The 26,390-nt window shown below is 62.5% G+C and carries 31 protein-coding genes and 1 tRNA gene; 16 read left to right on the top strand and 16 right to left on the bottom strand.

Annotated features, from left to right (window positions below; translation table 11 throughout):
- Positions 1-2: 2 nt before the first annotated feature.
- Both AUR04nite_RS06785 and AUR04nite_RS06780 read right to left on the bottom strand, forming a co-directional pair.
- Positions 3-1,274: a dihydrolipoamide acetyltransferase family protein gene (locus tag AUR04nite_RS06785; RefSeq protein WP_141363285.1), complete on the bottom strand. Its 1,272-nt coding sequence runs from the start codon at positions 1,272-1,274 to the stop codon at positions 3-5.
- Positions 1,275-1,295: 21 nt separating this feature from the next.
- Positions 1,296-3,509, bottom strand: coding sequence for an alpha-ketoacid dehydrogenase subunit alpha/beta (locus AUR04nite_RS06780; RefSeq protein WP_141363283.1), 2,214 nt, complete (start codon positions 3,507-3,509; stop codon positions 1,296-1,298).
- A 190-nt stretch (positions 3,510-3,699) separates the two neighbouring features.
- On the opposite strand from AUR04nite_RS06780, the gene AUR04nite_RS06775 reads away from it, so the two are divergent.
- From AUR04nite_RS06775 to AUR04nite_RS06760, 4 genes are read left to right on the top strand one after another with little or no spacing between them, the layout of a single operon-like run.
- Positions 3,700-4,452: an SDR family NAD(P)-dependent oxidoreductase gene (locus AUR04nite_RS06775; protein WP_246055420.1), complete on the top strand. Its 753-nt coding sequence runs from the start codon at positions 3,700-3,702 to the stop codon at positions 4,450-4,452.
- On the top strand, positions 4,453-5,208 hold the full coding sequence (locus AUR04nite_RS06770; RefSeq protein ID WP_141363279.1) for an SDR family NAD(P)-dependent oxidoreductase: 756 nt from the start codon (positions 4,453-4,455) through the stop codon (positions 5,206-5,208).
- 42 nt (positions 5,209-5,250) lie between these two features.
- On the top strand, positions 5,251-5,946 hold the full coding sequence (locus AUR04nite_RS06765) for a GntR family transcriptional regulator (RefSeq protein WP_141363277.1): 696 nt from the start codon (positions 5,251-5,253) through the stop codon (positions 5,944-5,946).
- A 32-nt stretch (positions 5,947-5,978) separates the two neighbouring features.
- Positions 5,979-6,779 (top strand): oxygenase MpaB family protein, encoded by an 801-nt coding sequence (locus tag AUR04nite_RS06760; protein WP_170184123.1) that lies wholly within the window; start codon positions 5,979-5,981, stop codon positions 6,777-6,779.
- Here the strand turns inward: AUR04nite_RS06760 and AUR04nite_RS06755 are convergent.
- Positions 6,749-7,264, bottom strand: coding sequence for a DUF6328 family protein (locus AUR04nite_RS06755; RefSeq protein WP_141363273.1), 516 nt, complete (start codon positions 7,262-7,264; stop codon positions 6,749-6,751). The two genes, AUR04nite_RS06760 and AUR04nite_RS06755, sit on opposite strands and share 31 nt — an antisense overlap.
- 271 nt (positions 7,265-7,535) lie before the next feature.
- Between AUR04nite_RS06755 and AUR04nite_RS06750 the strand changes: the two genes are divergently transcribed.
- Complete coding sequence (locus tag AUR04nite_RS06750; RefSeq protein ID WP_141363271.1) at positions 7,536-7,928, top strand: hypothetical protein; 393 nt, start codon at positions 7,536-7,538, stop codon at positions 7,926-7,928.
- A 57-nt stretch (positions 7,929-7,985) separates the two neighbouring features.
- Here AUR04nite_RS06750 and panD read toward each other — a convergent pair whose 3' ends face one another.
- From panD to AUR04nite_RS06720, 6 genes are all read right to left on the bottom strand, one after another.
- Positions 7,986-8,408, bottom strand: coding sequence for an aspartate 1-decarboxylase (gene panD / locus AUR04nite_RS06745; protein ID WP_141363269.1), 423 nt, complete (start codon positions 8,406-8,408; stop codon positions 7,986-7,988).
- Between the two features lie 115 nt (positions 8,409-8,523).
- On the bottom strand, positions 8,524-8,934 hold the full coding sequence (locus tag AUR04nite_RS06740; RefSeq protein ID WP_141363267.1) for a GlcG/HbpS family heme-binding protein: 411 nt from the start codon (positions 8,932-8,934) through the stop codon (positions 8,524-8,526).
- A gap of 31 nt (positions 8,935-8,965) precedes the next feature.
- Positions 8,966-10,165, bottom strand: coding sequence for an MFS transporter (locus AUR04nite_RS06735; protein ID WP_141363265.1), 1,200 nt, complete (start codon positions 10,163-10,165; stop codon positions 8,966-8,968).
- Between the two features lie 196 nt (positions 10,166-10,361).
- Positions 10,362-11,915 (bottom strand): histidine ammonia-lyase, encoded by a 1,554-nt coding sequence (gene hutH / locus AUR04nite_RS06730; RefSeq protein WP_141363263.1) that lies wholly within the window; start codon positions 11,913-11,915, stop codon positions 10,362-10,364.
- 123 nt (positions 11,916-12,038) lie between these two features.
- Positions 12,039-12,602, bottom strand: coding sequence for a DUF3060 domain-containing protein (locus AUR04nite_RS06725; protein WP_170184122.1), 564 nt, complete (start codon positions 12,600-12,602; stop codon positions 12,039-12,041).
- A gap of 97 nt (positions 12,603-12,699) precedes the next feature.
- A complete protein-coding gene (locus AUR04nite_RS06720) occupies positions 12,700-12,975 on the bottom strand; it encodes a hypothetical protein (RefSeq protein ID WP_141363259.1) in 276 nt (91 codons plus the stop codon).
- Between the two features lie 110 nt (positions 12,976-13,085).
- Between AUR04nite_RS06720 and AUR04nite_RS06715 the strand changes: the two genes are divergently transcribed.
- On the top strand, positions 13,086-13,316 hold the full coding sequence (locus tag AUR04nite_RS06715; RefSeq protein ID WP_141363257.1) for a hypothetical protein: 231 nt from the start codon (positions 13,086-13,088) through the stop codon (positions 13,314-13,316).
- Between the two features lie 153 nt (positions 13,317-13,469).
- Positions 13,470-13,979 (top strand): Dps family protein, encoded by a 510-nt coding sequence (locus tag AUR04nite_RS06710; RefSeq protein WP_141363255.1) that lies wholly within the window; start codon positions 13,470-13,472, stop codon positions 13,977-13,979.
- Positions 13,980-14,087: 108 nt separating this feature from the next.
- On the opposite strand, the gene hutU is transcribed toward AUR04nite_RS06710, so the two are convergent.
- The 4 genes from hutU to AUR04nite_RS06690 all read right to left on the bottom strand — a co-directional run bounded on the left by hutU (position 14,088) and on the right by AUR04nite_RS06690 (position 17,972).
- A complete protein-coding gene (gene hutU / locus AUR04nite_RS06705; protein WP_141363253.1) occupies positions 14,088-15,773 on the bottom strand; it encodes a urocanate hydratase in 1,686 nt (561 codons plus the stop codon).
- A gap of 102 nt (positions 15,774-15,875) precedes the next feature.
- Positions 15,876-16,646: an IclR family transcriptional regulator gene (locus AUR04nite_RS06700; RefSeq protein ID WP_141363251.1), complete on the bottom strand. Its 771-nt coding sequence runs from the start codon at positions 16,644-16,646 to the stop codon at positions 15,876-15,878.
- Positions 16,647-16,748: 102 nt separating this feature from the next.
- Positions 16,749-17,654, bottom strand: coding sequence for a carbohydrate kinase family protein (locus AUR04nite_RS06695; protein ID WP_170184121.1), 906 nt, complete (start codon positions 17,652-17,654; stop codon positions 16,749-16,751).
- 60 nt (positions 17,655-17,714) lie between these two features.
- Positions 17,715-17,972, bottom strand: a complete 258-nt coding sequence (locus AUR04nite_RS06690; RefSeq protein ID WP_141363247.1) for a hypothetical protein — start codon at positions 17,970-17,972, stop codon at positions 17,715-17,717.
- Positions 17,973-18,117: 145 nt separating this feature from the next.
- On the opposite strand from AUR04nite_RS06690, the gene AUR04nite_RS06685 reads away from it, so the two are divergent.
- On the top strand, positions 18,118-18,354 hold the full coding sequence (locus AUR04nite_RS06685; protein WP_141363245.1) for a hypothetical protein: 237 nt from the start codon (positions 18,118-18,120) through the stop codon (positions 18,352-18,354).
- A 19-nt stretch (positions 18,355-18,373) separates the two neighbouring features.
- On the top strand, positions 18,374-19,042 hold the full coding sequence (locus AUR04nite_RS06680; protein ID WP_141363243.1) for an alpha-ketoglutarate-dependent dioxygenase AlkB family protein: 669 nt from the start codon (positions 18,374-18,376) through the stop codon (positions 19,040-19,042).
- Here the strand turns inward: AUR04nite_RS06680 and AUR04nite_RS06675 are convergent.
- The gene (locus AUR04nite_RS06675; protein WP_170184120.1) at positions 19,039-19,890 is read right to left on the bottom strand and encodes an endonuclease/exonuclease/phosphatase family protein; all 852 of its coding nucleotides are present in this window, start codon (positions 19,888-19,890) and stop codon (positions 19,039-19,041) included. The genes AUR04nite_RS06680 and AUR04nite_RS06675 overlap by 4 nt on opposite strands.
- A gap of 215 nt (positions 19,891-20,105) precedes the next feature.
- On the opposite strand from AUR04nite_RS06675, the gene AUR04nite_RS06670 reads away from it, so the two are divergent.
- Positions 20,106-21,347 carry an MFS transporter gene (locus AUR04nite_RS06670; protein WP_281285111.1) on the top strand — a complete coding sequence of 414 codons (1,242 nt, stop codon included), beginning with the start codon at positions 20,106-20,108 and terminating at the stop codon, positions 21,345-21,347.
- On the opposite strand, the gene AUR04nite_RS06665 is transcribed toward AUR04nite_RS06670, so the two are convergent.
- Positions 21,348-21,773: a VOC family protein gene (locus AUR04nite_RS06665; RefSeq protein ID WP_141363237.1), complete on the bottom strand. Its 426-nt coding sequence runs from the start codon at positions 21,771-21,773 to the stop codon at positions 21,348-21,350. It lies immediately after the preceding gene.
- Positions 21,774-21,965: 192 nt separating this feature from the next.
- Between AUR04nite_RS06665 and AUR04nite_RS06660 the strand changes: the two genes are divergently transcribed.
- The 3 genes from AUR04nite_RS06660 (at position 21,966) to AUR04nite_RS06650 (ending at position 22,845) form a co-directional block, all read left to right on the top strand.
- A tRNA-Ala gene (locus AUR04nite_RS06660) sits at positions 21,966-22,041 on the top strand.
- Between the two features lie 145 nt (positions 22,042-22,186).
- Positions 22,187-22,465: a hypothetical protein gene (locus AUR04nite_RS06655; RefSeq protein WP_141363235.1), complete on the top strand. Its 279-nt coding sequence runs from the start codon at positions 22,187-22,189 to the stop codon at positions 22,463-22,465.
- 59 nt (positions 22,466-22,524) lie between these two features.
- Positions 22,525-22,845 (top strand): hypothetical protein, encoded by a 321-nt coding sequence (locus AUR04nite_RS06650; RefSeq protein WP_141363234.1) that lies wholly within the window; start codon positions 22,525-22,527, stop codon positions 22,843-22,845.
- A gap of 67 nt (positions 22,846-22,912) precedes the next feature.
- Here the strand turns inward: AUR04nite_RS06650 and AUR04nite_RS06645 are convergent, their stop codons facing one another.
- Entirely contained in the window at positions 22,913-23,437 is a 525-nt protein-coding gene (locus AUR04nite_RS06645) for a hypothetical protein (RefSeq protein ID WP_141363232.1), read from the bottom strand.
- 214 nt (positions 23,438-23,651) lie between these two features.
- On the opposite strand from AUR04nite_RS06645, the gene AUR04nite_RS06640 reads away from it, so the two are divergent.
- From AUR04nite_RS06640 to AUR04nite_RS06630, 3 genes are read left to right on the top strand one after another with little or no spacing between them, the layout of a single operon-like run.
- The gene (locus AUR04nite_RS06640) at positions 23,652-24,329 is read left to right on the top strand and encodes a response regulator transcription factor (protein WP_141363230.1); all 678 of its coding nucleotides are present in this window, start codon (positions 23,652-23,654) and stop codon (positions 24,327-24,329) included.
- Positions 24,330-24,331: 2 nt separating this feature from the next.
- Positions 24,332-25,615 (top strand): sensor histidine kinase, encoded by a 1,284-nt coding sequence (locus AUR04nite_RS06635; RefSeq protein ID WP_141363228.1) that lies wholly within the window; start codon positions 24,332-24,334, stop codon positions 25,613-25,615.
- A 56-nt stretch (positions 25,616-25,671) separates the two neighbouring features.
- Positions 25,672-26,334, top strand: a complete 663-nt coding sequence (locus AUR04nite_RS06630) for a PepSY domain-containing protein (RefSeq protein ID WP_141363226.1) — start codon at positions 25,672-25,674, stop codon at positions 26,332-26,334.
- Positions 26,335-26,390 lie beyond the last annotated feature (56 nt).

Raw genomic sequence — 26,390 nt, 5'->3', positions numbered from 1 at the left:
ATTTAGACCAAGAGGGAGAGCGGCTGCTCGAGGTTTCGCTGGATCGCTGCCAGCAGCTGCGCCGCCACGGCCCCGTCCATGACGCGGTGATCGGCTGACAGCGTGCAGGTCATCACGGTGGCGACCTGCAGCTGGCCGTCCTTGACTACCGGGCGCTGTGCCGCGGCGCCGACAGCCAGGATCCCTGCCTGCGGTGGGTTGAGGATGGCGGTGAACTGCTGGGTGCCGAACATTCCCAGGTTGCTGACGGTAAATGAGCCGCCGGCAAGTTCGGCCGGGTTGAGGGCGTTGTTCTTGGCTCGGGCGGCGAAATCCGCCACCGTGCTGCTGACCGCGCCCAGGGACATGGCCTGCGCCCCTCGCAGCACCGGGGTGACCAGTCCTGTGTCGGTGGCGATGGCCACGGAAATGTCAGCGGTGGAGAACTGGGTGATGGAGCCCCCGTTCCAGCAGGCGTTGGCGGCCGGCACCTCGATCAGTGCGTGGGCCACCGCCTTGAGGATCAGATCGTTGACGGTGATCCTCGCTGGGCTGGCCGCCTTGAGCTGCTGGCGCAGCGCCAGCAGCGCATCCACCTCAATGTCCTGGGAGAGGTAGAAATGCGGGACGGTGCTCTTTGATTCGGTCAATCGGCGGGCAATTGCCTTGCGCATCCTGGTCAGTTCGATCCGAGTGGCGCCGGCAGGCAGTTCGGCTGCAGATGGTGCCGCGGCGGGTGCCGTGGCGGCTGCGGGCTGCTGTGCTTCGGCGGGCGATGGCGCGGCTGATGAGGCCGGGGCTGAGGCGGCGATCGCCTTCTCGACGTCGCTGCGCACAATGCGCCCGGAGGGGCCGCTGCCTTCCAGCTGTGCCAGATCGATCCGGTGTTCGCGGGCCATGCGGCGGGCCAGCGGCGAACTGAAGGTGCGCTCGGCCTGCTTGCCCGCGGCGCCAGCTGGGGGAGCCGCTGCCTCCGGCGCTGCGGCGGGTGCTGGCTGGGCGCCGGCCCCGGCCCCGGCTTGGGCGAGCGCCTGCGCCACCTGTTCTTCGGTGTCCGCTGCCTGGGTCAGCACGGCGATGGGCGTGCCTACTGCTACCTCGTCTCCCGCGGCGACCAGCAGCTGGGCCAGGGTGCCGGAGGCTTCCGACTCATAGTCCACGGTGGCTTTTTCGGTTTCGATTTCGGCCAGCGGCTCGCCGGCCTGGATCGTATCCCCGGGCTGCTTGTACCAGTTGGCGAGCAGGGCGCTTGATGCATCGGCAACGATGGCGGGCATGGTGATGACAGATGCCATGAAAATCTTTGTCCTTTGGTGCTAGTTGCTGGTGCGGCCCAAGTTCGCCGCGGCCCGGGCGAAGCCCTGGCTGATTTCTTCGACGCCTGCGAAGGCGGCGCGTTCAAGCACCTTGGAGATGCTCGGGGAGGCCTCGGCGCCGGTGACTCGCTGCACCGGCTGGTCCAGATAGTCGAAGAAGCGGCGCTGGATTTCATCGGCAAGCCAGGCGCCGTAGCCGGTTCCTACCGAGCCCTGTTCGACGATCATGACGTTGTTGGTCTTCTTAATGGACTCTTCGATGCACTCCCAGTCGATGCTTGCCCGGTCCAGCCAGCGCAGGTCGATGACCTCCGCATCCAGTTCTGCCGATTCCGCCGCCTGCAGGGCCGGTTCCACCATGGCCAGGTAGGTCAGGACCGTCAGCTCGGTGCCGGGGCGGCGGATGGCGGCCTTGCCCAGTGGGAGCCGGTAGGAGAAGTCATCGCTCGGGCCGGTGCCGGTAGAGGCGTAGAGGTCAACATGCTCCAAGACGAGCACCGGGTCTTCCAGATCCAGGGCGGTGTTCATCAGGCCCACGTAGTCATAGGGGGTGGAGGCAGCGACGATGCGCCAGCCCGGCTGGGTGGCGAAGATGCCTGCCGGATCCATGGAATGCTGGGAGCCATAGCCGGTGCCCATGGCCACCTTGGAGCGCAGCACCAGCGGCATGTTTCCCTGTCCGCCGAACATGTGGCGGGCCTTGCCGATCTGGTTGAACAGCTGGTCGGCCGCCACCCACATGAAGTCCGCGTACATGAACTCCACCACCGGGCGCAGCCGGCCGTCCATGGCCATGCCCCCGGCCAATCCGGTGAAGGCGTTCTCGCTGATCGGGGTGCCGAGCACGCGGTTCGGATACTTGTCGACCAGCCCCTTGGTGGCGCCGTTGGTGCCGCCCTTGAGCCGGTGGACGTCTTCGCCCATGACCACGATGCGCTCATCGGCCGCCATGGCCGCGTCCATGACCCCTGCCACCGCGTCGATAAACTTCAGATCGGTCAGGCCTCCGGTGAAGTCCTCCTGTTCCACGGTGCTGGCTGCCGAAAGCTCCGAGGCATCCGAGCGGATGCCCACATCGACAAAGCTGGGATCCGGCCACAACTCTGGGCGGATGCGCCGCTGCCCTGCGCGGGCGCCCGGATCCTGCTCGGTCAGGGCCGCCGCGGCCGCCGCGCAGGCTTCCTGGACGCGGCCGGTCATGGCCTGGATCTCGTCGGCGCTCATGATGCCCCGCTCAATGAGCACCTGCGCGGTGCGGGCGATGGGGTCGCGCTCCTTCCAAGCCTTTTCCTCGTCCTTGCTGCGGTAGCCGAAGGCGCTGCCTGGGAACGGGCCGTTCTGATGGAAGTAGCGGTAGACCTCGGCTTCGATGACCACCGGGCCGCGACCGGCGCGCAGCTGCTCGGCTGCCTCCTGCATGGTCAGGTAGACGGCCAATGGATCCATGCCGTCGACCCGGTAGGAAGTGATGCCGAAGCCAGGTCCCCTGGCCGAGAGACGCGTTTCTGCGGTGACGTCGGAAATATGGGTGGAGACTGCGTAGAGGTTGTTCTCGATGAAGAAGGCCATCGGCAGCTTCCAGGCGGCGGCCAGATTCATTGTTTCCAAGGTGGATCCAATGTTGGAGGCTCCGTCGCCGAAATAGCTAACGCTCAGATCGCTGCCTGAAGCACCTGCGGTGTGGCGCTGGGCGAACGCGTTGCCCGCGGCCAGCGGCACGCCGCCGCCGACGATGGCGTTGGTTCCCAGCGCTCCTGCTTCCATCCATTGCAGGTGCATGGATCCGCCGCGGCCGCCGCTGAAACCGGTCTTGAGGCCGAGGACCTCTGCAAGGGTGCGCTCCAGCAGCTGTGAAACCTCATCGCCGAGCTCGGCAGCTGGATCCATGCGGTTGCCCTGCGCGCTGCACAGGTAGGCCAGGGCCTTGGCGAGGAACTGGTGGTGCCCGCGGTGCGTGCCATTGACGGCGTCGCCGGCGCGCAGGTCGATGGCCGAGCCGACAGCCGCACCCTCCTGGCCGATGCTCGAGTGGGCTGGGCCGTGGACCAGGCCTTCGCCCGCCAGTTCCAACACCGTTTGTTCAAAGGAGCGGATGATCTGCATCTGCAGCAGCATGGTCGTCAAAAGCTGCGGGTCCGCAGTGTTCCAATCCTCATCGGTGGAGGTGATCTGCAGCCACGGTGCGGCGGGTGCAAGTGGGGAGCGTTCACTCATGGTCGGTAATTCCTCGCTGAAGTTTGTTGAGCGGATCACCGGCAACGGTGATCCGTGTCATTGAACGAGTGTAAACAGAAAAATGGATCCAATCAACCGTAAAAAGTGAACTACTTCTCAAAATTGAGCTAGTATTGGATCCAATCAATGGATTTCATGGGAAACGAAGCGAGGGCGCATGGGACAGGGCATGGGACGGGAAAACGTCATGGCGGTCACCGGAGGAGCATCTGGAATCGGCCTTGCCGCAGCGTCCAAATGGGTGGAATGCGGGGGAAGCGTGGTCCTCTTGGATTTCGACCTGGCCGCCGCCCAGCGAGCCAGCCGGGATCTTGGCCCGGCGGCGCGAGCCCTGTTCATCGACGTGGCCGACGCGCAGTCGGTAGCCCAGGCCTTCGAGGACATTGCCTCAAGGGAACAGCGCATCGACGCATTGGTGAATTCGGCTGGCATTGCGCGCCCGGCACCCTCGGCAGACATGACCGAGGAAGAGTTCGGGTCAGTGATGAACATCCACGTCCATGGGACCTTCCGTGTATCTCAGGCGGCAAGGAAGCTGCTGAGCGCCAGCGGGCAGGGAAGCATCGTGAACCTGGCCTCGGTGGCGGCGCTCGCCGGAATGCCGGGGCGTGCCAACTACACCGCCGCCAAGTCGGCGATCGCCGGGCTGACACGCACCCTGGCCGTCGAATGGGCGTCCGAGTCCATCCGCGTGAACGCGGTAGGACCCGGATATGTGCGCACGCCCTTCACCGATGTGCTCATCGAGCAGGGAAAACTGCGCACCGAAGGAATCGAAGCGAGAACACCGCTGGGCCGCTTCGCCAAGCCAGAAGAAATTGCCAATGTCATCCATTTCTTGGCCACAAATGACTCGTCCTATGTCACCGGCCACCTGTTGATGGCCGATGGCGGACTGACCGTACAAGGAGACTGGTACTAAATGAACGCAACAATTAACTACGATTTCAACGGCAGCAATGCACTGGTCACCGGCGCCTCAGGCGGCATCGGCAGCGAGCTGGTTGCCCTGCTGCTGCACGCCGGCGCCCGGGTCGTCGCGCAGGACCTGAGCATGGAAGCCCTGCAGCGGATGGCGCAGGGGCTGGAGCATGCCGAGGGGCAGTTGACGCTGCTGGCAGGGGATGCCAGCGACCCGGAAATGATTGCGAAGTCGGTTGCGCTTGCGGCGGGAGACGGGCAGTTGGACATGCTCTTTCCCGTGGCTGGAATCTACCCGCAGTCGGCGGTGGCGGACACCAGCGATGAGCAGTGGCGCCGAGTGCAGCAAATCAATCTCGACGCGGTATTCTCGCTGATGCGCGAAGCACTGGTCCGCATGGGCGCTGGCGCAAGCATTACCGCGTTCGCTTCGCTCGCCGGGCACCGCGGCAGCAAAGAGCACGCCGCCTATGCCGCGAGCAAGGCGGGGCTGATCGCCTTGGTGCGCTCGCTGGCGCATGAGGTCGGGCCGAAGGGAATTCGGGTCAATGCGGTATCCCCTGGAACCATCGCCACCTCCATGGTGAAAGACCTGGTGGCCCAGCGTGGAGACGCCATGCTCGAGTCGACTCCCTTGCAGCGCTTTGGACAGCCCGGCGAAGTAGCCTCGGTGGCGGCATTCCTTGCCAGCGATGCGGCTTCATTTGTCACGGGAGAAGTAGTGCATGTCAACGGCGGGCTGTTCATGGCTGGCTGATGCCTGCCTGCCGTCTACCACCGCAGTCCCTAGAATGGATCCATGACCAAGAATTCTGCCCCAACCTCCGGCCGCGCGGCAGTGAGCCAACAGATCGCCGACCGGTTGCGCAGTGAAATCCTTGCTGGGATCCGCATTCCGGGGGAGCGCATCCGGCAGGAACTCTTGGCAGAGGACTTCGGCGTGAGCAGGCTGCCGGTGCGTGAAGCACTGCGCATTGTCGAATCCGATGGACTGGTGACGCTGGTAGCCAATACCGGGGCTTGGGTTTCGAGCCTCGATCTGGCCGAATGCACCGAAACCTATCTGATTCGCGAGCAGCTTGAGCCGCTGCTGCTGCGCCATTCGGTCATGAACTTCAGCGACGAGCTCATCGCGCAGCTGGTCGATCTGGAAGCGCAGATCGAACAGGCAGGGAACGTGGAAGACTACCTGGACCTTGACCGCAAGTTTCATCGACTGAGCTACAGTGCAGCGCAGATGCCGCAGCTGGCCAGCATGGCTACCCGCATGTGGAACACCACGCACCACTATCGGCGCGCTTACACCCGGTTGATCGGTTGGGAAGGCCTGCAGATGACGCACTACGAGCACAAACTATTAGTCGAGGCGTTCAAGCACCGTGACGCGGATGAGGCGGGGCGGCTGATGTACGGGCACCTGCGCCGCACGCGCTTGGAACTCAGCCGCCACCCCGAACTCTTTGAAACTGCTGGTTCAACGAACCGCAAGAAATAATTGATGGGCCTTCCGGGCGTAGGGTGCTGAATGTGGGACGAGAACGAGACCGGCTAGCAAAAGTTGCCCCGGAAGCGGCCCTACTCCTCGGGGCCGGCCGGGCCATACTGCTGCAGCTGGCCGACCCTCAGGTAGGGCGGGCCGTAGCCGAGCATTCGGACTTCGCCGCCAATCCCCTGTCCCGGCTACTGCATACCCTGGACTACATCTACGCGCTGAGCAACGGCACCGAAGAACAGCAGCGCAAGATTATCGAGCATGTGGACCGCGTTCATGGACCCATCCACGGCTCACGGGACCGGGATTCGGGGGAGCCTGCCTATTCGGCCTTCGACCCGAGGCTTCAGCTCTGGGTGGCGGCGACGCTCTACGACTCTGCACGGGTGATCGGCGCACAGGTGCTCCCATGGTGGAGCGTTGAGGCCGGCAATGAGCTCTACCAGCAGTACGCGCGCCTGGGCGACGCCCTGCAGATGCCAGTTGACTATTGGCCGGAAGATGAGGCCGCCTTCGACGAATACTATTCTGCCTACCTTGAAAAGCTGAGCGTGAGCGCCTCGGTCAAGGCGCAGGCCGAGGCGCTTTTTGCCGGCACCCAGGCACCCTGGTGGATCAGGCTAGGCCTTCCGCTGATGCGCGATGTCACGATCGCACAGCTGCCGGCGCGCGTGCGGGAACTATTCGGCTATGAATTGACCGCCTCGGTGCAGCGACGCAATCGCTGGGCCCTGCACGTTGCACGTTCCGTTTCCCGCGGACTTCCAAGATGTATCAGGGTGCTTCCCATGCGGATCATACTTCGCTACGTGGATTCGCTGTCATCCGCCGCCTGATCGCGGTAGTCGGTTCCTGCAACCCATGACGGCTTGATGAGATACGGCATGACGATGAGCAAAAAGATGGTGACAACCATGAGCGAACCGCCGACCAACAGAGATGTCTGCCAGCCGCGAAGCACGTGAACGACGAACCAGACGCATCCGGCGATTAAAAGGCCGGCGCACATTCCCACTGATTTAACGATGTGGTGTCCCACGCGCACAATCTCGGGTTTGAGCCGTTGGCCGAAAAAGTGCCGGTGGATGGCCACCGGAACGAGAAGCAGCACAATGAGCAGTGCTGACGCTGCAAGAAGGACGAAATAGACGTTTTCTTCGCCTCGGGTCAACAACTGGAAACGGGTTTGGAAGGGCAGCACCACCAAGAATGCGGCCAGGATTTGGATCCCGGTCTGCATGACCCGCGTTTCCTGGAGCAGCTCATTCCATTGCCGATCAGGAGCCCCGGGCCTGTCATCGGGGCGACTATGCTTGGCCAACCGCTTCTCCTGCCCAAAAGGTACAACTGCGTCATCAAGCAGTCCTTGGGCTTGATTCTAGGCATGGAACAAATGGCTCCGCCAGCTCTCACGGAGTTCTTGGACGCTGCGCTAACGAGTTTGTCGCTTCTCGGCGGAGGCGGGTTTGAAAGAGAAATCTTTTATTCGAAGATATATTCGAGATTAAGTAGTATGCTCAAGTTGTGTTCGAATCCACCTCAGTGTGGAAGCTCTGAAAGCAATTGCCAAGATCGAGGAGATTGGAGGCACGATGAGCGCAATGAATCAGAACCCCGAGCCTCGGCGGCAGGGGAAAACTCCGAGGGTAGGCACCTCGTGGGTGTGGGCGCTGCCCAGCAAGGGGATCGAATGGTGCGACTGCGGAGGAGGGCATGAACTGACCCGCGAAGTGGTGTGGAGCATCGCCCACGAACTGCGCATGCAGCGCTGTTTGGAACTGACCTACGCTGAGCTGATGGAACTTGCCATGGCCGTATGGCGCCACGAGGCGGTGTGCTCGTTTTTCCAGGAGGCGTTGAACCGGGCGATCATCGATGTCTATGGGCGCTATGACAGGCACTATCCCATTGGCGCCGCGCTGGACATTGTCGGCTATCTGTCGAAGAACTGGCAGGGGTGCCCTGAGAATGATTTCCGGGCCTGAACGCCAAAAAACCGCCGGCCCCATCAATGATGGGGCCGGCGGTCTAGGAAAATTTGGCTAGTGGCCGGTGATCTGTGCAAAAGGCGGGGTCATCACGTCGTCGCCGATGGCCACTGCAGGATCGTCGCCCAGGTGGATGATCTTGTTCTCCGCATCCACGTGCACCACGCTGGGGACGTAGCTGCGTGCTTCGGCATCCTCCATCTGCGCGTAGCTGATCAGGATCACCAAATCGCCCGGGTGCACCAGGTGCGCCGCGGCGCCGTTGATTCCGATGACGCCGCTGCCTGGCTCTCCGGCAATCGTGTAGGTCTCAAGGCGTGCACCGTTGGTGATGTCTACGATGCTGACCAATTCACCAGGCAGGATGTCCGAGGCTGCGAGCAGATCCGAGTCAACGGTGACCGAACCTACGTAGTGCAGATCAGCCTGGGTCACGGTAGCCCGGTGGATCTTTGATTTGAACATGGTGCGTTGCATGGCGTCAGACGTCCTTGGGTGATGCGTAGTCTTTCGAACATCAAGTGTACGCTTCCACCCTGATTGCGGGGCAAGATGGTGCCAGCTATCACTCCCACAGCCGCGGTTGGTCGAGCTACAGTGCGCGCAACGCAGCTTCAGCGAATCCGTGGTCCTGTTCCGGGGAGCCTCCGCCTAGGCCGATGGCACCGATGAGCACGCCGTCTCGGTGTACCGGGATGCCGCCGCCGATGAACAGCAATGGCTTGCCAAGCGCTGTCGGCAGGGAATGGAATGGTCCCTCGGGCTTCACCAGTTCGGTGAGTTCAGCGGTGGCCGAGTTCAGCTGAAGAGCGGTGTAGGCCTTGGCCGTGCTGGTTTCACCGGAGATGAGCAATGCTCGATCATCTCGGCGGAAGGCCAGCAGGTGTCCGCCTGCGTCTAGGACCGTGATGCTGACAGGGACTTCGGCCTGGGCTGCAGCGGCGCGTGCTGCATTGATGAGGGTCTCGGCATCTTTGGTGGTCAACGGTGCTGCGTGGTTCATGATTTTCTCCCTGAATATGTTCTGTTGAGGATTAAGCGTGGGCGGGGTGAAGTTCTGCCTCTACCGGGTTGGCCGTCGAGGAGTTGTGCTCGCGGATTTCAAGTCGCTGGGACACGATCGCGAGGACGAGGGCTGATGCGGCCAAAACTGCGCCGACCATGTTTGCGGAAGTCAGTCCCAGTCCCGCGGAAATCGTCATGCCTCCGAGCCATGCCGCCAGTGCGTTGCCCAGATTGAAGGCCCCGATATTTGCTGCCGAGGCCAGGGTCGGTGCACCGTGAGCGTAGTCCAGAACGCGTTTCTGCAGCGGCGGGACGGTGGCGAAGCCCAGGGCGCCGATGAGGAAGATGGAGAGCACTGCGATCGGCTTGATGTCGGCAAGGAAGGTAAAGAGGGCCAGTACTAGTGCCAATCCGCCAAGGGCTGTAAAGAGCATTGGCATGAGCTTGCGGTCGGCGAACTTTCCGCCGATCAAGTTGCCCGCAACCATACCTAGGCCGAAGACCACCATCAGCCAAGTAACTGACGATTCTTGGAATCCTGCCACCTGGGTCATCATCGGTGCAATGTAGGTAATGGCCGCGAATACTCCGCCGAAGCCGAGCACTGTCATGGCCATGGCCAGAACCACCTGAATGCTGCGGAATGCCGCCAGCTCGTTCTTGACTCGAACATTCTGTGGTTTTGGCATTTCCGGCACCAGCTTGGCGACGCTGAGCATTCCGATCAGGCCGATCACTGCGACCATCACGAAGGTAGTTCGCCACCCGGCAGTTTGGCCGAGGAAGGTTCCTGCCGGGACTCCGATGACATTGGCAATTGTAGAGCCGGTGAACATCATGGCGATGGCTCCAGCTTTCTTTTCCGGCGCCACCAATTCGGCGGCAACCACCGAGCCGATGCCGAAGAAGGAGCCGTGAGCCAGGGAAGCGATGATGCGCCCGGCAAGCATGATGCCGAAAGTCGGTGCCAAGGCCGAGACAATGTTGCCAATGATCAATAGGCCCATCAGGCCCAGCAGCATTTTCTTGCGGGAGATTTTAGTTCCCAGGACAGTGGTGATCGGGGCTCCGAACATGACGCCCAAGGCATAACCGGTGACCAGCCATCCTGCAGTGGGCACCGAGACGCCGAAGTCTGCACCTACCTGTGGCAGCAGGCCCATAATGACGAATTCGGTGGTGGCAATTCCGAACGCTCCGGTGGCAAGGGCTAGAAGTGCAAGCGGCACGATGCTCTCCTTTTCAAGCTTGTATAGCGCGTATTTGTTTCTTGCAATAACAATAGTTGCAGGCGCGGGTTATTTACAAGTGGGTGAAAAGGTGATCTCGAAGACATGGCGAAAAATGGTTAAAAGAACGTCCCCGAAGAACCGGTGGGTTCTTCGGGGACGCGTGACGACGCCTTGCGGCGGCCTGCGCTGCAGGTTATGCAGGCAGGTGAGCTTCGAGAGCCTTGTAGACCGAGCCGTCAGCCAGCAGCTCGTAAGCTGCTTCCAGTTCGGCGGAGAGGAAGCGGTCCTGTCCTGGGCCGGCAACCTTGCTGCGCAGTACCTCGAGCACGGCACCGGTAGCTGGGCCTGGCTTCAATGGGGCACGCAGGTCTAGGGCGCGGCCGGCAATCAGCATTTCCACTGCAAGGATGCGGCGGAGGTTCGCTACGGCGGTGCGCAGCTTGCGAGCAGCGTGCCAGCCCAGGGAAACGTGGTCTTCCTGCATTGCGGAAGAAGGGATAGAGTCAACGCTGGCAGGAACTGCCAGGCGCTTGTTCTCTGCAACCAGGCCGGCCTGGGTGTACTGGGCGATCATCATGCCGGAGTCAACGCCTGGATCATCGGCCAGGAAGGCTGGCAGATCGCGGGAGCGGGCTGGGTCCAGCATGCGGTCGGTGCGGCGCTCGGCGATGGAGCCGAGGTCTGCAACAGCGATGGCCAGGAAGTCCAGCACGTAGGCGACAGGTGCGCCGTGGAAGTTGCCGTTGGAGGTGACTTCGCCGCTTGGCAGCACTACCGGGTTATCGATGGCAGCTGCCAGTTCGCGGGTGGCGACCAGGCGTGCGTGGGTGATGGTGTCGCGGGCGGCGCCGGCAACCTGTGGGGAGCAGCGCAGCGAGTAGGCGTCCTGTACGCGGCCGTCGCCCTCGCGGTGCGAAGCGACGATCGGGGAGCCGGCGAGGAAGGCGAACATGTTCTGTGCGCTGCGGCCCTGGCCTGGGTGCGGACGCAGTGGCTCGTGCAGCTCCGAGCGGAAGACCTGGTCGGTGCCCAGCTGAGCTTCGACGCTCATCGCTGCGGTGGCATCTGCAATGTCCAGCAGCTCATCGAGGTCTGCCAGCGCCATGACCAGCTGGCCGAGCATGCCGTCGGTGCCGTTGACCAGCGCCAGGCCTTCCTTCTCTGCAAGCTCGATCGGGGTCAGGCCAGCTTCTGCGAACAGCTCTGGAACCGGGCGGATATTGCCTTCGGCGTCGGTGGCTTCGCCTTCGCCCATCAGCACCAGTGCGCAGTGCGACAGCGGAGCCAGGTCGCCCGAGCAGCCCAGCGAACCGTATTCGCGGACCACTGGGGTGATGCCTGCATTGAGCAGGCCGACCATGGTTTCAAGCACGACCGGGCGGACGCCGGCGCGGCCCGAAGCAAGGGTCTTGGCGCGCAGGAACATCAGTGCGCGGACTACTTCGCGCTCTACTGGGGCGCCCATGCCAGCGGCGTGGGAGCGGATCAGCGAACGCTGCAGCTTGGCGCGGTCTTCAGGGGCGATGTGGCGGGTAGCCAATGCGCCGAAGCCGGTGGAGATGCCGTAGACCGGGGTCTCGGCGGATGCCAGTGCGTCGATGTGGGCGCGGACCGCTGCCAGCTCGGTGAGCACTGCAGGGTCGATGGTGATGTGGGCGTTGTTGCGGGCGACGGCGATGACGTCTTCTGCGGTCGCGCCGGACAGGCTGAGGGTTACTTCGGTGGCAAGCTGCGTAGGCATGTTCATCCGTTCAATTGGTCAAGTTCTCTTGAATTCAATTGTTCGGCAGTCCCGGAGTTTATGCTTGGCAATTATTCGTCATCTGTCTGAGATCCCAGACTTGCCATGTCTGCGCGGTGCTGGAAGCTGCTAGAAATCCAGCGGAACGCCAGCCAGCGCATCCTTGCCCAGGGCATTTGAATCCCCGGTGTCCTTGGCGGTGGTGTCGCCGCTGCGCCATCCGACGGTATTGCCCATGCCGGAGACGTTGACCTCGCGCAGCGACTTCACCGCGACGATGTTTCCAGCGCCGGTGATTTCCAGGGACTTCATGTGGTTGGAAACGATCATGTTGCCGGTGCCGGTGATCTTGATGTCCCTGCAGTCGCCGATCAGGAACAGGATCTTGCCATTGGCGTCGATCGTGTCATTGCCTGCGCATTTGGTCTTGGTGGCGTGCTTCAAGATGGTTTCGAAAGACTGCTGGAAGCTGTCCCCGGAGGCAGTTTCCTTGGGGACATTGCCGCTGGGAGTCGCCGTGCCGTCGGTGGCCTTTGGGCTGGGGGTGACTGAAGCATCAATGGATGGCGACGGCGAGGCCGAAGCGGTTTCTTCGCTGGGCTTCTGCTCGATGCTGACGCAGCCGGAGAGCGAAAGCATGAGCAGTCCTGCTGCAATCGGGGCGATCAGGCGGGTCGTCGTGCTCTTATTCATGCTCATCCTTCTGTTGATGCGGGGAAGTGCTGATACTTCCATGGTGGCCGATCTTCCCCGCAAAATCATCTCGGATAAGGCTGTTTACGTGTGAGGTTCAGAACGCATAGGCCGCCTCGGCCTCTTCGCTTATTTTTGCGAAGGTGCGGGTGGGCACCATGATGTCGTCCGCCAGCCGGTCAAGGCGCAGGGTGACGCCATCGGAGACGATCTGCCCGCGGTGCACCTGGGTGGATTCAACGAAAACGAAGTTCTGCGCTAGGCAGCGCTGGGAGCGAGCCGTGGGCGGCCGCCGCTGCAACCGTAGAGGCCGCTGAGTGTCCAAAATATGCAATGCAACTGTGATGTATTCGGCGTATCCTAGGTTCACCACGAGGAAGATCTGGTGGGAAACGGCACCCGGGAGGCTGGATGAAAAGGTACCCCATCCCTCATTTCTAGCGTCGCCCAGGCACGGCGGGCGACCCTATTCAAGGAGTAGCTATGCCGCACAAGAAGCGCGGAGGAATGGGACTGGTCATCGGCGGAGCGCTGATCGCCATGCTGTTCCTTGCATTCATCTACATCGTGCCGCACAGCGGTCCAACTGATACCGCACCGCTGTGGCTCGGCGCCATCTGGGCCATGCTGGCCATGTGCTGGGGATTCTTTCGATTCGTGGCAGGGCCAAGCAAGCTTGATCATCTGCACGGTGGAACCGACGCAGATCTCTAATCCGAATACAGCAAACTAGTGACTTGGAGGGCCTCGCAAGAGGCCCTCCAGCCTTTTCTGAGTGTTTCCCGAACGAACGGATGGAAAGGTGCCAAGCGCCGTGCAATCTGGGTAGCGTCGAAAGCGTCCTGACTCAGCAACGAGAGGAAGAGCATGTCGAAAACATCGAGTACGCCGGCGCATAAAACAGCCCGGGAGAATGCAGAACATGGTTTCATGGCCACCGCCGAGCTGCGTGACGCCTTGCAGTCGGTACTGGTCAACCTGCTGGACCTGCAGCTGGTGGGCAAGCAGATCCACTGGAATGTGGTCGGCCCCAACTTCCGCGACCTTCACCAGAACCTGGACGAGATCGTGGATATTGCACGGCGTGGATCTGACGAGATCGCCGAGCGCATGCGCGCACTGCATGCCACCCCGGACGGGATGGCGGCAACGGTGGCGAAGTACAGCAAGATCGAACAGCCGATCAATACCGAAATCCTCACCACCAACGCGGTGGACATGGTCGTCAAGGCCCTGCAAACCACGGTGGGTGTGATGCGCGAAGTTCACGACCCGGTGGACGAGGCGGATCCGACCACGGCGGATATCCTCCATGAATACATTGCCGCCTTGGAGCAGCAGGCCTGGTTCATCAGCGCTGAAACCCGCAAGCCATAGCCGCCGCTGGGATCATTCAGTTAAAAAGGTTCTGGGCTGGTCGAACCGTGTGGTGTTCGACCAGCCCGGTTTTAAGTCCGGCGAGGGACTAGCGTTATGCGGCCTTGACTACTTGGCGTCGGCTGCGCTGCGGCGCATTGGGATGACCACGCCGCGCTCCTCGGCAACCTCGACGGCGCGCTCGTAGCCTGCATCCACGTGGCGGATGACGCCCATACCTGGGTCGTTGGTCAGCAGCGCCTCAAGCTTGGCTGCAGCCAGCTCGGAGCCGTCGGCCAGCGAAACCTGGCCGGCGTGGATCGAACGGCCCATGCCTACGCCGCCGCCGTGGTGGATCGAGACCCACGAAGCGCCGGAGCTGGTGGCGGTCAGGGCGTTGAGCAGCGGCCAGTCGGCGACTGCGTCCGAGCCGTCCTTCATGGATTCGGTCTCGCGGTATGGCGAGGCCACCGAACCGGAGTCGAGGTGGTCGCGGCCGATCACGATCGGTGCGGAAACCTTGCCCTCGGCAACCAGCTTGTTGAACAGCAGGCCAGCCTTGTGGCGTTCGCCGTAGCCCAGCCAGCAGATACGTGCCGGCAGGCCCTCGAACTCGACCTTCTCAGCTGCTGCATCCAACCAGCGGTGCAGGTGCTCGTTCTCTGGGAACAGTTCCTTCAGAGCCTCGTCGGTGACGCGGATGTCCTCTGGATCGCCGGAGAGTGCAACCCAGCGGAATGGGCCAAGGCCCTCGCAGAACAGCGGGCGGATGTAGGCAGGAACGAAGCCTGGGAATTCGAAGGCGCGGGTGTAGCCGCCCTTGCGGGCCTCGTCGCGGATCGAGTTTCCGTAGTCGAAGACCTCTGCGCCGGCATCCTGGAACTCAACCATTGCCTGGACCTGGGCTGCCATGGCTGCCTGGGCCTTCTTGGTGAAGCCGATGGGATCTGCCTTGGCTTCGGCATCCCACTGGTCGATGGTGTATTCGGTCGGCAGGTAGCTCAGCGGATCGTGGGCCGAGGTCTGGTCGGTGACGATGTCAATGGTGAACTCGCCGGCCTGGTGGCGCTTGAGCAGTGCCGGGAAGACCTCGGCGGCGTTGCCGACGTAGCCCACGGACAGTGCGCGGCCTTCGGCCTTGGCTGCCAGTACCTTTTCCAGTGCCTTGTCCAGATCCAGCTCCACCTCGTCCAGGTAGCGCTTGGAAACGCGGCGGCGCAGGCGGGACTCGTTCACGTCCACGATCAGCACGGCGCCGCCGTTCAGGGTGACGGACAGTGGCTGGGCGCCGCCCATGCCGCCGCAGCCGCCGGTCAGGGTCAGGGTTCCGGCCAGGGTGCCGTTGAAGCGCTTCTTGGCAACTGCCGCGAAGGTTTCGTAGGTGCCCTGCAAGATGCCCTGGGTGCCGATGTAGATCCACGAACCAGCGGTCATCTGGCCGTACATCATCAGGCCCTCGGCCTCAAGCTTGCGGAAGTGCTCCCAGTTGGCCCAGTCGCCCACGAGGTTCGAGTTGGCGATCAGTACGCGTGGTGCCCACTTGTTGGTCTTGAAGACGCCGACTGGCTTCCCGGACTGGACCAGCAGGGTTTCGTTCTCTTCCAGGTTCTTCAGGGTGTCGACGATGGCGTCGAAGGCTTCCCAGGAGCGGGCTGCCTTGCCGGTGCCGCCGTAGACCACCAGGGAGTCTGGGTGCTCGGCAACCTCTGGGTCGAGGTTGTTCATCAGCATGCGCAGCGGGGCTTCGGTGGCCCAGGACTTGGCGGTCAGTTCGGTGCCGCGTGGTGCGCGGACAACTCGTGGTTCGTGGCTCATCTTTGATCCTTCGATGTAACGTGGCTAACTTGATATCCATCATTCGCCATGATCGAGGGTTTAGGTACGGGAATTTACCCAGAGCTGTCCGGTATCTCAGACTTACGCGCGGCGGCCGTGGACGCGGGCGGTCAGCTGCGCTGCGGTGGCGCGGATCGGGGCGATCAGCTGATCCCACTTTTCCTCCGGAATGCGGTCCGAAAGGAAGGTGACTGCCACCGCTGCCACGGGCCAGCCGTTGGCGTCCTTGATGTCTACCGCCAGCGAGTAGAAGTCGGTGGTGACATCCCCGCGCTCCACCGCATAGCCGCGCTGGGCAGTCTGGTCCAGCTCGCGGCGCAGGTGCGAATAGCTGGAAATTGCGGTGGGCGCATCGCGGCTGGTGAAGCTCGCAGAGCTTGGATACAGGGCGCGGACCTGGCTCTTGGGCAGCGAAGCCAGGATGGCGCGGCCGGAGGCAGTCAGGTGCGATGGCAGACGCACGCCCACATCGGTGACCAGCGAGGGCCGGCCCTTGGCGCGTTCCTCCACGATGTAGAGCACATCGGCGCCGTGCAGCACCGCCAGGTGGGCGCTTTCCCCGATCTTATCCACCAGCTGCGCAATCAGCGGGGCGCCCAGCCGGGCCATCGGCTCCTGTCGGGTGTAGGCGCTGGATAGTTCAAAGGCGGAGACGCCCAGCCCGTAGGCCTTGTCCTCCGGGTAGTGCGCGATAAACCCATGCTCCAGCATGACGTTGAGCAGCTGGTAGACGCTGGAACGCGGCAGATCCAGCAGCGTGGCGATCATCGCTGCGGGGGTGGGGGTCTTGCGGCTCGCTAAAAGACGCAGGATCTTCAGCGTGTTGTCCGCGGCGGGAACCTTAGAGCTCATGGGCCATCCTTGGAATGCGACGAGATGTCAAAGACGCATCGAAGAAGCGCGCACTGCTGCCGAACTTCTGGTGCATCACATGATCATAACGCCACCAGCGAGTTAGCGGTGCGTCGTCATCAGTCCGGTGAGTTCTTCGAGGCTCGGCGGGTTGGCGCCGGTGCGCTGCACGGTCAGGGCCGCAGACGCGGTGGCAATCTGCACCGCCGTCTCCAGGTCGGCCTCGTGCATCGGGGCGTCATCCAGCAGCGCTGAATGCAGTGGTCCAGAGGCTATTGCGTGCAGCAGTCCGGACATGAAGGCATCTCCGGCGCCCACCGTGTCGGCGACGTGCACTGCCAGGGAGGGCAGGGCCACCTCGTGGCGGTCGGTGCGCAGCTCGGCGCCCTGCACGCCGAAGGTCATCACGGCGATCTTGGCGCCGAAATCCAAGATGTGGCCCAGCACGCGGGCGGTGTCCCACCCCGGGTACAGCCACAGGGCGTCCTCGTGGCTGAGCTTGACCACATGGCTCAGGGCATAGAACTTCTCAAGCCGGGAAATCACGATGCGGCGCTTTTCGGCCAGCGCCGGGCGCAGATTCGGGTCGAAGCTGCGCAGCTGGTGCGCCGGGGATGTCGTGAACAGTTCCTGGATTCGGCTGGCGCTCTGCTTGGAGAACGCGGCGATGGAACCGGTGTGGAGGAACTGGGCGTCGGTGGTTTCCAGCGAGTCAAGGGACCAGTTCAGGTCGAATTCGTAGGTGGCGTCGCCGTAGTCGCCCAGGTTGACGGTCGCGCGGCCAGTGGCTTCTTCGCTGACGCAGCGCTGGGCGAGGCTGACATGTGATTCGGTGAGGTGCTCGATGATTTTGCGGCCGTTCTCGTCATCGCCGATGCCGGTCTGCAAGGTGACCTCGTGGCCCAGGCGTCCCAGTCCTACCGCTACATTGAGCGGGGAACCGCCGGGGTGGGCCACCGAATTGACGATGTCTACGAGTGCTTCGCCTACAACCTGAAATGTTGCCATGCCCATGATCCTACGTACCGATGCGTAAAAAGTCCTGTTAGTGGATTCTTTGGCTTGGGATTAGTGGGGATTTCCACATTCTTGCGAGATCACGCTGAGCTTGAACGGCTCATGGTTGAGCAGGCCGTTGCGTGCCCGGAGGGTCATTGATTCCACCTGTTCAAGCTGCAGCTGAAGTTCCAGCCTGCCGAGGACTTGGCTGCTGCCGCGATAGCGTGCTCCGACCGAAATCCGAGAGGACGGATCAGCGATCTCGAAACTGCTGGATTTGCCCCACACCCCTGTATGCTCCACTGCGTCGATGCTGATGACGGGCACCGAAAAGAGTCTGAGAAACCATCCATTGATCCAATGAGTACAGGGAATGATGCAGACCAATGCCATACAGTGAAGTGTAGATGTTGAGGCAGGAAATCTGGCTCCGAAACGACGTACTATAAGGAGCCTGAAGGCGGTGACACCCATGAACACCAATGGCATTGCGGCCACGCACGAAAAACCGTATTTGATTCCCAGAGACGGCCTGTTTGTGATCCACGACCCTCAGCGCAAGCTGGACAGCCGTCCCTTGACCATGCGTGAACTGCGCTTGGCCAAGCAGATGACAAAGAATGCGCAGGGTTGGGCTTCATTGGGCACCGAAGAAATCAGTCGAAATACGAAGATGCTGCTGGCTCTCGACGTGTCTGAAGAGCCCTAGGCCCGCGAAAATATTAACGATGGAATCGCTCTTCGACGACAGCGCGCTGCCGCGCGAGCCGGTGCAGCTTCGCTCCGGTGCATGGCATTATCCCCACTGGCTCAGCGAAGAAGCCCAAGCGTGGATTGCCCGCAGGTTCTTCGAATGGGGCAGAGGTCCTGTCCCGCCCCACCAGACGCTGATCAACCAGAACCCGATGAGCGTTCAAAGCCTGTGCCTTGGCTGGCATTGGAACCCCTCCGGATACTCGCGCACCGCCGATGACATCAACGGGGCGCCTGTTGCGCCCATGGAGCAATGGCTGGTTGACTTGGGGCGGCGCGCGGTTTTCGACGCCACAGGAGACGCGCAGAAAGCCGCCGGATACACCCCGGATGCGGCGATCGTGAACTACTACGACATCGACGCCGTCATGGGTATGCACCAGGATGCGGATGAGAAGATCAACGCCCCGGTGGTGTCCCTGTCCATCGGGGATTCGGCAAACTTCAGGCTGGGCAACAACGTGAACCGCAACCAGCCGTGGCAGGATGTGCGGCTGGCTTCCGGAGACCTGTTCGTCTTCGACGGGGCCTCGCGCTTCGCCTACCACGCGGTGACAAAAGTCTTCCCGGGAACAGCCCCGGCGCGCTGCCCGCTGGCGGCAGGGCGGATCAATATCACCCTGCGCCAAACCGGTCTGAGCTAGCCGCCGGCCAGCAGCACCGACGCGCGCAGCGCATAGTGGTCCGAATCGCCGGCGGCGATGCGCTCCATCGAGGCTTCGCCAGCGCCGCGAGTCAGCACGTTGTCGATGCTGAGCATCGGGAACGGGGTGCGCGGCCAAGTCATCGGCAGCCCCCACCCGGTATAGGGGACCTGGTCGAGCTGGCGGGCCACGGGAGCGAAATGCCTGTCGGTGTTCGAGGCGTTGAAGTCGCCGGCGGCAATGATCCGGGCCGAACCGTCGTTGGCCAGGTAGCTGCCCAGGGCTTCAAGCATGGTGTCGCGTTCGCCATGGGCCATCGGCCGGGCGGAGGCAGCATGGACCGAGTAGAAGCGGACCGGGCCAGCAGTGGTGGCGATGTCGATGCGCAGCGCGCGGTTCCATCCCAGCCCCAGATCCAGCGGCTGCGGGTTGGACAGCGGGTACTTGCTCCATACGCCCACGGTGCTGACCGAATAGAAATGCGGGTGGCTCTTCTTCAGCGCCTTGGTCACCTGTTCGATCTGTCCGCTTCCCAGTTCCTGCAGGGTGATGACATCGGCACCGGAATCGGCCAAGGTCTTCGCCGACTGCACGGCATCCTGGTGCACATTCTGGGTGGCCACATGCAAGGCTTCGGGGGAGTCGACTGCCTTGGCGGGAAGCGCCGCCGGGCCGAAGAGCACGCCCCAGACCAGGGCGGGAACCAGCAGTGTGATGAAGGTACCACGACCGCCGGAGCCGATGGCCAGGATCAGCAGCAGCGCAAGGCCCAGTCCGAGCCACGGGGCGAGGTTGTCAATGACGAGCCCCAAACCTGCGACGTCGGGGATGAGCTGGTGAAACGCCATCAAGGCGGCAAGGCAAAGGCTAGCGAGGATGACGAACAGCCGCGCTAGTATTCGAGCCGCCGATAATCGGCCATGTGATGTTTTGGACATTGGAATTCAACAGTGCCACAGAAATCTGTGGGATTGGTGATTTTGCGGTGCGAGGCTGGCTACTACGATGGAACCAGGCGTCGATGAAGCCGTGAAACCACCTGACTTCCAAGGGAAAAAACTACTTGACTACTTCTTCGCCCAGCAAATACCTTTCGGGCTCCCCGCTGCTGCTTGCCATTATCGCCCTGGCCATGGGCGGCTTCGGCATTGGCGTGACCGAATTTTCAATGATGGGTCTGCTGCAGGAAGGCGCCGCAGACCTGAATGTCTCCAATTCGCAGATGGGCCTGATGATCAGCGCCTACGCCATCGGCGTGGTGGTCGGCGCCCCGGTGCTCACTGCCTTGGCCGCGAAGATGCCGCGCAAGCGGGCGGTGCTGCTGCTCATGGCTTTCTTCACCGTGGCCAACCTGTCTTCAGCCTTTGCACCCGACTACGGCACGATGCTGGTCACCCGCTTCTTGGCGGGCCTGCCGCACGGCGCGTACTTTGGCCTGGCCGGTGTGCTGGCAGGCAGCCTGGTGCCGGCGAGCATGCGCGGCCGGGCCATCGCCTGGGTCATGCTCGGGCTGTCGGTAGCCAATGTTGCGGGCGTCCCGCTGGTGACCAAGCTGGGGCAGATGGTCGGCTGGCGTTCGATGTTCGTTTCGGTGGCGGCAGTGGGCCTGGCGACGCTGCTGCTGATCGCAGTGTTCGTGCCGTGGCACAAGGCCGAACCCGGGGCGAGCATGCGCCGCGAGCTTTCGGCCTTGAAGAACATTCAGGTATGGCTGGCCATGGCCACCGGCATTGTCGGCTTCGGCGGATTCTTCGCCGTCTATTCCTACATTTCCCCGACCCTGACCGATGAAACAGGGTTGGATATCACCCTGGTGCCGCTGGCCCTGGGGCTCTATGGCTTGGGCATGGTCGCCGGCTCGCTGATCGGCGGGCGGCTGGCAGACTGGTCGGTATTCGGCGCCATCAAGTTGAGCAACCTGATCATGATCGCAGCGATGCTGGTCTTCGCCGCGGTCACCAGCTGGGTGGTCCCGACCCTGATCATGGTCTTCATCCTCGGCTCGGTCGGCTCGCTGTTGGTGCCAAGCCTGCAGACCCTGCTCATGGATTCGGCGCCGCATGCCCAGTCCTTGGCGGCCTCGCTGAACCATTCGGCGCTGAACGTTGCCAACGCGGTGGGAGCGGCCTTGGGCGCCGCGGTCATCTCGGCAGGACTGGGCTACCGGGCTCCGTCGATCGTGGGCGCAGGGCTTGCCGCCCTAGGCCTGCTGCTGGCGTGGCTGACCCAGCTGCGGGCAAAGAAAATTGGCCTGCTCGTAGGCCGCGAAGCACTCGCGGCCCAGGAACAGGCCAAAATCCAGTAGCTAGCCGCGCACGGCGGACAGGTTGAACATCCAGGTGACGCCGAACTTGTCGGTCAGCTGGCCGAAGGAGTCGCCCCACGGCGCGGTTGCCAACGGCATGTCGATGCGGGCGCCTTCCTGCAAGCCGTCCCACCAGGCACGCAGCGGTGCGTCATCGGACTCGTCAGTGCCATCGCTGCTCAAGGCAATGGTTCCGTTGCCGGTGACGTTCATTTCCGGCGGGGTATCCGAAGCCATGATGTGGATGCCGCGCTCAACAAATAATGAAGAGTGCATGATCAGGTCGGTGGTGGCCGGGTTGTCGTCATTCATGCCTTCCTTGAAAGTCATCATTGACAGGTCTCCGCCGAGGACGGAGTGGTAGAACTCCATGGCCTCTTTGGCATCGCCGGCGAAACGAAGGTAAGGGGTCAGTCCAATGCTCATAGGATCGCGCCTTTCGTTGGGTGGGTGGGACCGATCGATCCACGTGCCACATTCTGCCATCACCCTCCGACAAAGTGAATAGAGATATGTGATCAGCGTCTCTGAATCCCGATTTGGTGTTTTCGCAAAACCTCCGGTAGAGTTTTATCTCGGTTCGGAGGTCGTAAAGACCGAAGAAACCGCCCTTCATTTGGGGGTATGGCGCAGTTGGTAGCGCGTCTGCATGGCATGCAGAAGGTCAGGGGTTCGAATCCCCTTACCTCCACCAAATGGAAAAATCCTGAAACTCAGCAGAGTTTCGGGATTTTTCTTTTTGTGGGACGGCCTGGCAGATTGTTGGCCGGCCTTGGAATTCTGAGCCGACTGTGGTTGTAATTGACGGTGGCTCAATGACCAGAGGGAATGGAAAGATAATGGCGGCAGATACCGCAGTGAAGGCCGGGCGAGTCCCGCTGCTGTGCACCGTGATGGTGGCATTGGTTGTCCTGTCCACCCTTGCACTGGTGGATTGGACCAATTCCGGAGTTGCCCGTCCGATGTGGATGCTGTTCCTGCCCTTGGCTTTTGGCATTGCCGGAGCGATCAGCGCTTGGAGCAAGAATTCGCTGGCCGGTGTGCTGCTGTCTGCGGGCCTCGGATTTATCGCATTGCCTGCGCTGTATTTCACCACCACGCTTGTCGGTGGACCCTAGTTTTCAGGATCCGAGAATTTTCTCAGCCATATTGATGGCCCCGCCGATACAATATTTGCATGTCGCTAAAACCTGGCGTGTACGAGATCATTACAGCCTCTGGCAGTATCTATGAGCTGAGCGTTGGCATCAACAGCATGCTTCGCCGGCTGCCTGGCGCGCGCAGGATGCACCAGAGTATGGACGGAGCCCAGATTCAGATCATGCGCCGCGACGAGGAGCATGTGACCGTCTTGTCAGTTGAACAGTTGGAAATTGGAAAATCTGCCCAGTTTGTTCTCGACCTGCGAGAAGACGGCATACCGACCTTCCGCTATACCTCCGAGGTGATGGAGATTTCCCGCATCGGGGACCGCCGCAGCGATTTCTCCTTTATCTAGAGCCCCAAAACCCGCACAGCGCTCGCATCCATTCAGCTTGATGCGAGCGCTGCTGTTAATTCTGGGACTATTTGTCGTCGTGGGTGACGCCGATGTGGGCGACGGTCGCGTGCTGGTTGTGTGAAACGTAGACGCGCAGCTTGGCCCGCTCGTCCTTGTTCATTTCGCGCAGTGCGTCCCGGGCGCTGTCGCTTTCCTTCGTCATTGCCGAGGCAATCAGCTGCGCATACTTCTTGGTATTCGACTGGGATTCCCAGCGGGACTGTTCGCTGAGCCTGTCGATGAGCTCGGACTGCTCGGTGCTGCTGAAATCCAGCCCGGTGAATGATGAAATCTGGGCGGCGTCCAACGTGAAGACCGTCCGTCGAGATTCATCGTAGGCGGTGGTGACAGCCTCCTTAGCGGTGCTTTCGCTGACCGAGGCGGCGGGAGCCTGTTCCTCGCTGGGGGAGGCGCTGGTGTTATCGGCAGCGTCAGTGGGAGATGCGGTGACGGTGGTCGTTGCAGTTGGCTCGGCGGTGCCTCCAGCGGCGCAGCCCTGGAGCGCGAGCGCGAGTCCAATGCCGAGGGCTGGGAATGCGAGGCGTTTCATATGTCTCCAATTCACTGTGGGCGCAGATGGTGCGTAAGTGCTGGCTCCGCGGCGCCCTTGTTTCGTTGTTAACTTTCAACTAAAACGGTATACCATTTTTCGAAATGGGTTCATATCAGCGTTTGTTGAGGTTCGGGGGCTATGGAAGCCGTCGTGCCAGGGCTTCAGCAGGGCTTTCAGCGGGGCTTCAGCTACCGGGAACTAGCATGAGATTATGAGGATTTTGCTGGTTGATGACGAAGTGCGCCTCGCCGACGGCATACGCCGAGGCCTGGAAGCCGAAGGCATGGTAGTTGACGTCGCCCACAACGGAGCAGATGGGCTGAAGCTTGCCACGAATGCCGACTACGACGTGATCATCCTCGATGTGATGATGCCGCAGATGAGCGGATACCGGGTCTGCCAAGCCCTGCGCGCGGAGGAAATTTGGACCCCGGTGCTTTTCCTGACAGCAAAAGACGGCGAATGGGATGAAGTGGAAGGGCTGGATACCGGAGGCGACGACTGGCTGACCAAGCCTTTCTCCTATCCGGTGCTGGTGGCGCGGCTGCGCGCGCTCACCCGCCGCCAGGCCCGCGAACGGCCAACCGTGCTCCAAGCAGGAGACCTCCGGCTCGACCCCGCGGCCAGACAGGTCTTCCGCGGCGAGACCCAGATCCAGCTCACCGCCAGGGAGCTGGCGGTGCTTGACTTCATGATGCGCCGCACCGGCGAAGTGGTCACCAAACGCGAAATCATCGCCAACGTCTGGGGAGACGACTTCGATGGGGAAGAGAACATTGTGGAGGTCTACGTCGGCCACCTGCGCTCCAAGGTCGACCGCCCGTTCAGCCGCGACGCCATCCAGACGGTGCGCGGCACCGGCTACCGGCTGGCAGGAAACGGCGGCTAGGCGTGGCACCAAGAACCTCCCGGTCCATCAGGGCCCGCGTCACCGCCACGGCGGTGCTGATCGTCGCGGTGGTGCTGGGCATCGCCGGATTCGCCACCAGCCAGATCCTTTCAAGCACGCTGCACGACCAGGTGGCCAGTGCTCTGGGCCAGGACCTGGAGAACCTGGGGGACCAGGTGGAGGACAACCCGGGCATCCTCGACTCCTATGACGAGGGAATCCTCGTGCGGCTGGACGGTGCCAAGACCACGTTCAACGACGACGAGGCCGCGGACCTGCCGCAGGTCAAGACACCTACCCGCGTCATGGTGGACGGCGAACCATACCTCGCGGACTCGCAAAAGACCGATGCCGGGCGGCTGACTGTGGCGCGATCGCTGGGCGAGGCTGAAGAAGCTGTGGCCACCACCAGAATGCTGCTGGCCATCGGCATCCCGCTGGTGGTGCTGCTGATCTTCGCTGTCGTCTGGATCGTCACCGGAAGGGCGCTGGCCCCGGTGGAGAAGCTGCGCCGCCAAGTGGATGCGATCGGTCCTACGGACCTGGCCCAGCGGGTCAACGCGGGAGCCGACGAACTCGGCGCCTTGGCCGCCACCATGAACCACATGCTCGGCCGGCTCGAACAGGCGCAGAAGACCCAGAACCAGTTCGTCAGCGACGCTTCCCACGAGCTGCGCTCGCCGCTGGCAACCATGCGCCAGCATGCCGAGCTGGCATCCCGCCACCCCGAAGCCACCTCGCTGGCCACCCTGAGCGACACCGTGCTGCAGGAAGGCGCAAGGATGCAGCAGCTGGTCGAAGGCCTGCTGCTGCTGGCCAAGCTCGATGAAGGACAGCGCTATGCTGTAGAGCTGCTGGACGTGGACGACCTGCTCTTCGGGCAGGCGCAGAGGCTGCGCAGGATGGGCCTGACGGTCGATTCCTCCGCCGTGCACCCAGCACGGATCACCGGCAATGCGCAGCTGCTGACCACCGTGGTGCGCAACCTTGCCGACAACGCGGCCCGCCATGCACACGGCGTCGTCGCCTTGTCGCTGGAAGCCGGCCAGGACGGCGGCATCACGCTGAGCGTGGACGACGACGGCAGCGGCGTGCCGCAGGAGCAGCGCCAGGCAGTCTTTGAACGCTTCACCCGGCTGGACGAATCGCGCGCCAGGGATTCGGGCGGCAGCGGGCTGGGGCTGGCGATCGTGAAGCAGGTCGTCCAGTCCTATGGCGGGCAGATCAGCGTGGGGGATTCCTCCCTGGGCGGGGCCCGGTTCACGCTCTGGCTGCCGGGAAGCTGAAGAGGCTTTCAGGAAGCTTCAGAAAGCCTTCAGCACCCTTTGGGCACAGTAGAAGCATGAACAACGAACAGCAGACCCCAGCCCCAGTCCAGACCCGCAGCAGCCGCAAGGCCTACGGCATCACCGCGGCAGCGCTCGTCGCCCTGCTGGCGGCCGCCGGCACCGCCTACGCGGCAAGTTCAGCCAACGCCGACGACTCGACGCAGCCGGCAGCCGCTTCCCCTGCCGCCACCCAGCAGGCAACCGGCCACGATGACGACGACAATGACAATGACCACGACGACCGCAAGCACACCGGTACGCTGGCCGATGCCAGCATCGACGCACTGCGCACCGCAGCCCAGGCGGCCCTGACCCACGCCAACGCCCAGTCCGTGAGCTCCATCGAGGTGGAACGCGGCGGCTACGAGGTAGAGGTACTTTTCGCCAACCACGACGAACAGGAGCTGTTCGTAGCTGCCGACGGCAGCATCAAGGCCTCGGCAGTGGAAAAGGCCGACGCAGATGACGACGCCGAGCCGGCGCTTGACCTGTCCCAGCTCGACGCGGTAGCCACCGCCGCGCAAGCCGCCGCTCAGGGTAAAGAGCTGAGCCTTGAATCGATCTCCGCCAGCGACGACGCTCCGGAGGCGTATGAAGTGGAATTCCGTTCGGGCACCGGCGATGACGTAGAGGTCAACCTCGACGCCGCGCTCAAGCCCGTGGACATTGACGACTAGACGCCCAGCGAATCACAGCGCGAACGCCGCCTGCCATGAATGTGGCAGGCGGCGTT

Origin of the sequence: Glutamicibacter uratoxydans, assembly GCF_006539925.1 — a bacterium.
Taxonomy (GTDB): domain Bacteria; phylum Actinomycetota; class Actinomycetes; order Actinomycetales; family Micrococcaceae; genus Glutamicibacter; species Glutamicibacter uratoxydans.
This window is presented reverse-complemented; position numbering and strand designations above follow the sequence as displayed.

Excerpts from the sequence above, each read along its gene's own strand:
- AUR04nite_RS06750 (WP_141363271.1), top strand. The coding sequence starts at position 7,536 with ATGAGCGCAATGAATCAGAACCCCGAGCCTCGGCGGCAGGGGAAAACT.
- AUR04nite_RS06665 (WP_141363237.1), bottom strand. The coding sequence starts at position 21,773 with ATGAGCATTGGACTGACCCCTTACCTTCGTTTCGCCGGCGATGCCAAA.
- hutU (WP_141363253.1), bottom strand. The coding sequence starts at position 15,773 with ATGAGCCACGAACCACGAGTTGTCCGCGCACCACGCGGCACCGAACTG.
- hutH (WP_141363263.1), bottom strand. The coding sequence starts at position 11,915 with ATGAACATGCCTACGCAGCTTGCCACCGAAGTAACCCTCAGCCTGTCC.
- AUR04nite_RS06765 (WP_141363277.1), top strand. The coding sequence starts at position 5,251 with ATGACCAAGAATTCTGCCCCAACCTCCGGCCGCGCGGCAGTGAGCCAA.
- AUR04nite_RS06630 (WP_141363226.1), top strand. The coding sequence starts at position 25,672 with ATGAACAACGAACAGCAGACCCCAGCCCCAGTCCAGACCCGCAGCAGC.
- AUR04nite_RS06700 (WP_141363251.1), bottom strand. The coding sequence starts at position 16,646 with ATGAGCTCTAAGGTTCCCGCCGCGGACAACACGCTGAAGATCCTGCGT.
- AUR04nite_RS06715 (WP_141363257.1), top strand. The coding sequence starts at position 13,086 with ATGCCGCACAAGAAGCGCGGAGGAATGGGACTGGTCATCGGCGGAGCG.
- AUR04nite_RS06675 (WP_170184120.1), bottom strand. The coding sequence starts at position 19,890 with ATGGCGTTTCACCAGCTCATCCCCGACGTCGCAGGTTTGGGGCTCGTC.
- AUR04nite_RS06740 (WP_141363267.1), bottom strand. The coding sequence starts at position 8,934 with ATGAACCACGCAGCACCGTTGACCACCAAAGATGCCGAGACCCTCATC.
- AUR04nite_RS06680 (WP_141363243.1), top strand. The coding sequence starts at position 18,374 with ATGGAATCGCTCTTCGACGACAGCGCGCTGCCGCGCGAGCCGGTGCAG.
- AUR04nite_RS06640 (WP_141363230.1), top strand. The coding sequence starts at position 23,652 with ATGAGGATTTTGCTGGTTGATGACGAAGTGCGCCTCGCCGACGGCATA.
- AUR04nite_RS06775 (WP_246055420.1), top strand. The coding sequence starts at position 3,700 with ATGGGACGGGAAAACGTCATGGCGGTCACCGGAGGAGCATCTGGAATC.
- AUR04nite_RS06685 (WP_141363245.1), top strand. The coding sequence starts at position 18,118 with ATGAACACCAATGGCATTGCGGCCACGCACGAAAAACCGTATTTGATT.
- AUR04nite_RS06780 (WP_141363283.1), bottom strand. The coding sequence starts at position 3,509 with ATGAGTGAACGCTCCCCACTTGCACCCGCCGCACCGTGGCTGCAGATC.
- AUR04nite_RS06770 (WP_141363279.1), top strand. The coding sequence starts at position 4,453 with ATGAACGCAACAATTAACTACGATTTCAACGGCAGCAATGCACTGGTC.
- AUR04nite_RS06785 (WP_141363285.1), bottom strand. The coding sequence starts at position 1,274 with ATGGCATCTGTCATCACCATGCCCGCCATCGTTGCCGATGCATCAAGC.
- AUR04nite_RS06645 (WP_141363232.1), bottom strand. The coding sequence starts at position 23,437 with ATGAAACGCCTCGCATTCCCAGCCCTCGGCATTGGACTCGCGCTCGCG.
- AUR04nite_RS06695 (WP_170184121.1), bottom strand. The coding sequence starts at position 17,654 with ATGGCAACATTTCAGGTTGTAGGCGAAGCACTCGTAGACATCGTCAAT.
- panD (WP_141363269.1), bottom strand. The coding sequence starts at position 8,408 with ATGCAACGCACCATGTTCAAATCAAAGATCCACCGGGCTACCGTGACC.
- AUR04nite_RS06655 (WP_141363235.1), top strand. The coding sequence starts at position 22,187 with ATGGCGGCAGATACCGCAGTGAAGGCCGGGCGAGTCCCGCTGCTGTGC.
- AUR04nite_RS06710 (WP_141363255.1), top strand. The coding sequence starts at position 13,470 with ATGTCGAAAACATCGAGTACGCCGGCGCATAAAACAGCCCGGGAGAAT.
- AUR04nite_RS06725 (WP_170184122.1), bottom strand. The coding sequence starts at position 12,602 with ATGAATAAGAGCACGACGACCCGCCTGATCGCCCCGATTGCAGCAGGA.
- AUR04nite_RS06650 (WP_141363234.1), top strand. The coding sequence starts at position 22,525 with ATGTCGCTAAAACCTGGCGTGTACGAGATCATTACAGCCTCTGGCAGT.